The 6489-nt window shown below is 69.5% G+C and carries 5 protein-coding genes; 1 reads left to right on the top strand and 4 read right to left on the bottom strand.

Annotation, left to right across the window (positions count from 1 at the left end; all coding sequences use genetic code 11):
- The 3 genes from cglD to VF794_RS29735 form a co-directional block, all read right to left on the bottom strand.
- On the bottom strand, window positions 1-2716 hold a 2716-nt coding region (cglD, locus tag VF794_RS29745; RefSeq protein ID WP_331116239.1), incomplete at its 3' end, for an adventurous gliding motility lipoprotein CglD.
- A 206-nt stretch (window positions 2717-2922) separates the two neighbouring features.
- On the bottom strand, window positions 2923-4296 hold the full coding sequence (locus VF794_RS29740) for an L-serine ammonia-lyase (RefSeq protein ID WP_331116237.1): 1374 nt from the start codon (window positions 4294-4296) through the stop codon (window positions 2923-2925).
- Window positions 4297-4446: 150 nt separating this feature from the next.
- Complete coding sequence (locus tag VF794_RS29735; protein ID WP_331116236.1) at window positions 4447-4761, bottom strand: hypothetical protein; 315 nt, start codon at window positions 4759-4761, stop codon at window positions 4447-4449.
- A gap of 116 nt (window positions 4762-4877) precedes the next feature.
- Here VF794_RS29735 and VF794_RS29730 point away from each other — a divergent pair, with 116 nt between their 5' ends.
- The gene (locus VF794_RS29730; protein ID WP_331116235.1) at window positions 4878-6044 is read left to right on the top strand and encodes an MFS transporter; all 1167 of its coding nucleotides are present in this window, start codon (window positions 4878-4880) and stop codon (window positions 6042-6044) included.
- Between the two features lie 10 nt (window positions 6045-6054).
- Here the strand turns inward: VF794_RS29730 and VF794_RS29725 are convergent, their stop codons facing one another.
- Window positions 6055-6399, bottom strand: a complete 345-nt coding sequence (locus VF794_RS29725) for a DUF2845 domain-containing protein (protein ID WP_331116233.1) — start codon at window positions 6397-6399, stop codon at window positions 6055-6057.
- Window positions 6400-6489 lie beyond the last annotated feature (90 nt).

Genomic DNA, 6489 nt, shown 5'->3' with positions numbered 1-6489 from the left:
TGCCCGTGCCGCAGCTGTCACCGCAGTTGGGCTTGCAGACGCACTGGTTGCCCGCCTCGTTGCAGCCGAGCTTGTCGCCGGTGCAGTGATCCGGCTCGGTGGGGCTGTAGGCCGGGTCGTCCTTGCACGGGACGCCGCCGTTGGGATCCTTCACCTCGTCCACCCAGTACCGGTAGGAGACGGCCACCTGGGAGGAGTCGCTCGCCGGGCGGCAGGAGCCGAAGAGCGAGAGGGTGCGCGCGCTGCCGTCGAAGTCGAAGCCGTTGACGTTGCTGCGCGGGACGTTGTTGGCCGAGCAGGTCGCCGGGTCGCGCACGCCCGCCACGGCCACCTTGATGGAGGCGCCGATGGGCGGCTTGAGGGTCTTGTAACCCGCGTTGCCGATGGCGTCGTCGATGATCGCATCCATCGAGGCCCCGATGGAGTTGAGATCGAGGATGGAGCCGAGCACGCCGCCGGTGGCGTTGACCACCGTGGCATGGCGCTGCGGGCCGTTGGCGGGCTGCGGGTTGAACTCGCGACCGGAGTTGCTGAGGTCACACGTCCCGGTGCCGGTGCAGCCGCAGGCCTTGCCGGACGGGCACACGATGCCGTGCACGGTGATGGGCCTGCCCGTCTTGTTGGTGGGGAGGATCTCCGTGCGGTCGCCGAAGAACCTCGTGAAGTTCACGACGGCCTCGCAACCGGTGCCGGCCTTGTCCGTGGTGCCACCCGAGCCGCAGTTGGTGGCCGACGTGGTGTAGCCGCTGGTCTGATCGTCCGCGTCGCCGAGCAGCACGACCACGAGGGTGGCGTCGCTGCGCGCCTTGAGGTCGGACTCGGCGGCGCCCGGATTGGTGCCCGGTGTCATGTCATCCACGGCCTTGCGGGCCGCGCCGAGCAGGCCCTCGGCGGGATTTCCATTGATGCCCACCCAGCAGCCGCCGTTGGCGCCCTCGGAGTTGTCGCCGGGGCAGGAGGCGGTATTGGGCGCGGCGGGCTTGCTGCACACCTTGGTGGTGGCGTCGCACGTGCTGCTCTGGGAGAGCCACGCCGTCACCTTGTTCACGTTGCGGGTGAAGCGCCGCACCCTGGAGTAGTTGCTCGAGTTATCCGCGGCGCCCAGGTGGTAGCTCGACGTGACCATGGCCATGCGCCAGTCCAGCGACGAGGCGTTGAGCGAATCCACCGCCTTCTGGGCGGCGGTGGCGAGCGCGGTCTGCGAGCTGGCCATGGAGCCGCTGTCGTCCACGATGAAGAGGAAGTCCACCTTCGACGACGAGAGCTTGAAGGGCTCGCACTGCACCGCCGTGGGCTCACCGAACTGGGCGAGCGCGGAGCCGTCCGAGAGATCCTTGATGGAGAAGGCCGCGGGCGTGCCGCGGTTGGTTCCCGTCACGTTCACGTAGGGCGCCAGCGCGACGAGCACCACCATGCTCTGGGCCGAGCGGTGCACGAACAGCGTCTGGAGGCGGAAGTCTCCCACGACACCCGCCGCGTCGGCGCTGAGGCGGCCCGTGCTGCCCGGCACCAGCGCGTCCACGAGCTGGTCGGCGCGGCGCTTGAGGTCCGTGGTCCCCCCGCTCTGGTCATAGAAGGCTTGCACGGCCTGGAAGCCCTCCCAGGTCTTGAACGTCTGGGCGGTGCGATTGCGCAGGGCGCCCTTGGACTCGATGGAGGGCCGCAGCGCCTCCTCGTCACCGAGCGGGTCGGTGGCGCCCGCGGGCGGGGTGCTCCGGAAGGCGAGGAAGGCGACCTTGGTGGTGCTGTCGTAGCCCACCAGGCCCTTGACCTCGGTGCCCACCTTGATCTGCGTCACCTCGTTGAAGGAGGGGGGCAGCGCCAGCGTGATGTCCGCGCCGTCCTCCGACTTGAAGATGACGGGGCGCAGGTTGTTGGCGGTGCACACCTGGCCGACCGGACCGCTGGCATCGGTGCCATCCTTGGGGTCCAGCTCACCGGTGTCCACGTTGCCGTTCTGGTTGGTGTCCTCGGCGCCATCATCCACGCCATCACCATCCGAGTCCGGGTTGGTGGCATCCGTGGTGGTGCCGGGGTTGGTGTCGGGGCGGAAGACCCCGGAGCAGTTCGCGGTATCCAGGTTGGTGGTGGCGCCCCGCTCCATGCCGTCCGAGAGGCCATCGCCGTCGGTATCGAAGCGGCGAGCGTCCGTCTCGTTGGCCTCGTGGGTGCCGTTGGCGTTCTGGTCCTCGCCCGTCACACCGCCGGCGTTCGGGCCGTCGAGCAGACCATCGCAGTCGGTGTCCCGGAACAGCGGGTGGGTCTCCCCATCGTCCACCTTGCCGTTGCGGTTGGCGTCCTCCACGCCGTCGCGCAGGCCGTCGCTGTCGGAGTCCGCCTTGACGGGGCTCGTCTTCAGCTGCTCGCTCGCGTCCTGGGGCAGGGTGCAGGCGGTGCCCGTCACCGGCTTGATGATGCCCAGCTCGAGCCCGTCCTGGAGCCCGTCACCGTCGGTGTCCGCCAGGCCGGGGTTCGTCTTCAGCCCGCTCTCGTAGGTCGTGTTGTACTCGACCAGATCGCTCAAGCCGTCGCAGTCGGTGTCCTTGCTGGCGTTGCTCGGGTCGTTGGGGTCCGTGGGCAGGGGCGTGGGCTGCTCTTCTCCAGTGCCTCCGCCTCCATCGTTCCCACCGGGGTTGGTGTTCGGATCGGTGCACGCAATCGCGGTCATCAGGCTCATCGCGAGCAACAAGGCGCTGAGCGGTCGTCTCGAATTCATGCGAGCTCTTTCTTCAATGGTTGATCAAACCGCCCCCCCGCGGTCGGGCTCGCATCATACGCACTCGAAAAGGGGGGCCCCGAGATGTTTCGTTATGACTGGGATTTTACGAACATCAGCCGCCCGCCTCTCGGGCGAGGAGGCGGGGGTCTTGGATTCAGAGGGGATGAGATTCAGACCGCATCTGAACATTCCAACGTGAGCGTTCAGCACTCGATGATGTTCACCGCGAGACCTCCGCGTGCGGTCTCCTTGTACTTGGTCATCATGTCCGCGCCCGTCTGGCGCATGGTGGCGATGACCTTGTCGAGTGACACCTTGTGCTTGCCATCGCCCTGGAGCGCGAGCCGCGCGGCGTTGATGGCCTTGATGGAGCCCATGGCGTTGCGCTCGATGCACGGCACCTGGACGAGCCCGCCGATGGGATCGCAGGTGAGGCCGAGGTTGTGCTCCATGCCGATCTCCGCCGCGTTCTCCACCTGCTCCGGCGTGCCGCCCATCACCTCGGTGAGCGCGGCGGCGGCCATGGAGCAGGCGACGCCCACCTCACCCTGGCAGCCCACCTCGGCGCCGGAGATGGAGGCGTTGAGCTTGTAGAGCATGCCGATGGCGCCCGCGGTGAGCAGGAAGCGGACGGCGCCCTCGTCGTCCGCGTTGGGCACGAAGCGGCGGTAGTAGTGGAGCACCGCGGGCACGATGCCGGCCGCGCCATTGGTGGGGGCCGTCACCACGCGCCCGCCGGCCGCGTTCTCCTCGTTCACCGCGAGGGCGTAGAGGTTCACCCAGTCCATGGCCAGCAGCGGATCCGAGCCGCGCATGTCGCCCTTGAGCTTGCGGTGGATGGCGGCCGCGCGCCGCCTCACCTTGAGCCCGCCGGGGAGGATGCCCTCGCGCTCGCAGCCGCGCTTCACGCACGCCTGCATGACCTCCCAGATGCGCAGCAGTCCCGAGCGCACCTGGGCCTCCGGCCGCAGCGCCTTCTCGTTCTCCATCATCAGCGTGCTGATGCTCAGCCCGTGCTGGTGGCAGAGGGCCAGCAGCTCCGCGCCCGTCTTGAAGGGGTAGGGGATGGGACGCGCCTGGCCGCTGGCGCCCGTGGACGGGGTGCCGTCGTCGTTGACGACGAAGCCACCGCCCACCGAGTAGTAGGCGCGGAGGAAGGGCTCGCTCTGCCCGGAGAGCACCGCGGTGAAGCGCATGCCGTTCGGGTGCCGGGGCAGGGACTGCCGCTTGTGGAAGACGATGTCCTCGGAGGGACGGAAGCGCAGGGCGTGCTCGCCGAGCAGCTTCAACGTCGAGGTCTCGGTGAGGCGGGAGATGCGCGCGGGGACGGCGTCGCAGTCGACCTCCTCGGGGCGCTCGCCCTCCAGGCCGAGCAGGAGCGCGACGTCACTGCCATGGCCCTTGCCGGTATGCCCGAGCGAGCCGAAGAGCTCCGCCTTCACGGACTGGACGGAGCCGAGCTTGCCCGCGCTCGCGAGAGCCTCGACGAACAGCCTCGCGGCGCGCATGGGCCCCACGGTGTGCGAGCTCGAGGGACCGATGCCGATGGTGAACATGTCCAGAACACTGAGTGACACGACTGCCTCCCGCCCCGTGGGGCACGCGGTCCTATATCTCAACAGCGGATCACGTGCTTCGAGGCGCGGGGGCGCGGAGGACGTCCTCCCGGCCGTGACGCAAGGCGCCAGAAGGACTGTTTCGTCGTGAACGCCAGGAGGCGTCGAGGCTCAGTGGCCCGAGGCGGCCGAGGCGGCGAACTCCTCCGGCATGAGCCAGCGGAAGTTGGGCAGCTTCCACCGGTTGGTGTCGCTTGCCTGGAGGGTCTTCACCCGGGCGAGGCCCCGGACGCTCATGCCGAGCAGGGAGAGCATGCCCAGGGTGATGGCCCCCGAGAGGGCATTGCGCAGCAAGCGAGGCCGCATCGCGCGCAATCCCCAGAGGCCAACGGGGAGGACATAGACCGGGACGGCGACCAGACCCGCGAGCAGGAGCCGCTGCCGCTTGTCGAGGCCGAGGACGTCGGACGTGGGAGTTGGATCCATGGTCTACACGGTGAGTGCGCGGGGGATCCCCGGAAAGGGTCACCCGGTGCTCGGGTGCACGGAGACTCGCAGGACGAGCAAGGGGCCTTCGGGGGACGGGGTATGTTCGCGCCCCCATGGAACCGGACCCTCCGGAGGCGGGTGGGCGCGGGACGCTCGCCCTCTACCTCGGCACCGTCGCGGCCTACGCGGACATGTACCTCACCCAGCCCATCCTCCCGCTGCTGTCGCGGGAGTTCGGCGTGGGGCCAGCCCGGGCGGGCTTCACGGTGTCGGCGGTGGTGCTCGCCATCGCGGCGGCGTCGAGCTTCTACGGTCCGCTCTCGGATGTGCTCGGGCGCAAGCGCGTCATGGTGGGGGCCACGGTGCTGCGCTCCGCCGCCACGCTGGCGTGCGCGTTCGCTCCTTCGTTTGGAATGCTCGTGGGGCTCCGGGCCGTGCAGGGCGCGCTGGTGCCCGGGATGACGGCGGTGGTGGTCGCCTACGCGGGAGACCGGTACCGCCCGCGCGAGCTCGGCTCGGTGGTGGCCGGCATCATCGCGGCGAGTGTCGTGGGTGGGCTCGTGGGGCGGGTCCTGGGCGGGTGGATCGCCGCGCACGCCGGCTGGCGCTCCGCCTTCGTCGCCTTCTCGTTCTCCTCCCTGCTGGCCGCGTTCACCCTGGCGCGGGGGCTCGCGCCGGTGCCGGTCTCGGAGCATCGCGGGTGGGGGGCCGCCTACCGGGGCATGCTCGCCCACCTCGCGCACCCGCCGCTGCTCGGGGCCTTCCTCGTGGGCGCCTCGCTCTTCTTCGGGTGGATCGGCCTCTTCACCTTCCTGCCGTACCACCTCTCCGCGCCGCCCTACCTGCTGTCCACGGAGCTCGTCTCCAGCATCTACCTCGTCTACCTCGCGGGGGTGTTCATCGCCCCCGTGGTGGGGCGGCTGTCCGGGCGCTTCCCGATCCAGCGGCTGCTGGCCATCGGCCTGGTCGTGGAGGCGCTGGGCATGGTGGCGGCCCTGGCGCGTCCGCTCCCGGTGGTGGTGGCCGGCCTCGTCGTCCTGGTGCTGGGCACCTTCACCGCGCAGGCCGTCGCGCCCGCCTTCGTGAACACCACCGCGCGCACCGCGAAGGGGAGCGCCAGCGCGCTCTACCTCACCTTCTATTACCTGGGAGGGACGCTGGGCTCCGTGCTACCCGGGCTCGCGTGGCAGGCGTGGGGCTGGCCGGGCGTGGTGGCGTGCTGCGTGGCCTCGACAGGGGTGGGGCTGCTCGCCAACGCGCTCCTGTGCGGCAGGCGCTGAGCGCTCCTGGCTACCGCCCGTAGCCCTTGCTCTGGACGTCGACGAGCTTGCCGTTCTCGAACACCACCACCTGCATCAGCCGGTTGGGGCCGAAGTTGTACGTCCACTCCTCGATCGTCTTGTAGACGATCTTCTCGGAGGTGGTGGAGGTGTCCCCGTCCTTCTGCTTCACCTTCTCCCCCACGGACTCGGTGCGGCTCTCCTTCGTCAGCGGCTCGCCGCACCGCATGAGGACATCCGCCTTGGAGGCCCCGTCCGAGGCGAGCTGGTTGCCGCAGCGCAGCGTGGCCGCGTCGGCCTGGGTCGGGAGGAGGAAGAGGATCGAGAGGGACAGGATCGCCAGCCATGCGCGCATCGGACAATCTCCTTGGATGGATGGGCTCGACGCCCCGCCCGGCGGGAAATTCACTGCTCTACTGCACGACCTTCGTGCACCAGGCCGCCG

The organism is Archangium sp., from assembly GCF_036389735.1.
Taxonomy (GTDB): domain Bacteria; phylum Myxococcota; class Myxococcia; order Myxococcales; family Myxococcaceae; genus Archangium.
This window is presented reverse-complemented; position numbering and strand designations above follow the sequence as displayed.

Coding starts and splice junctions, on each gene's coding strand:
- VF794_RS29735 (WP_331116236.1), bottom strand. CDS start 4,761: ATGGATCCAACTCCCACGTCCGACGTCCTCGGCCTCGACAAGCGGCAG.
- VF794_RS29730 (WP_331116235.1), top strand. CDS start 4,878: ATGGAACCGGACCCTCCGGAGGCGGGTGGGCGCGGGACGCTCGCCCTC.
- VF794_RS29725 (WP_331116233.1), bottom strand. CDS start 6,399: ATGCGCGCATGGCTGGCGATCCTGTCCCTCTCGATCCTCTTCCTCCTC.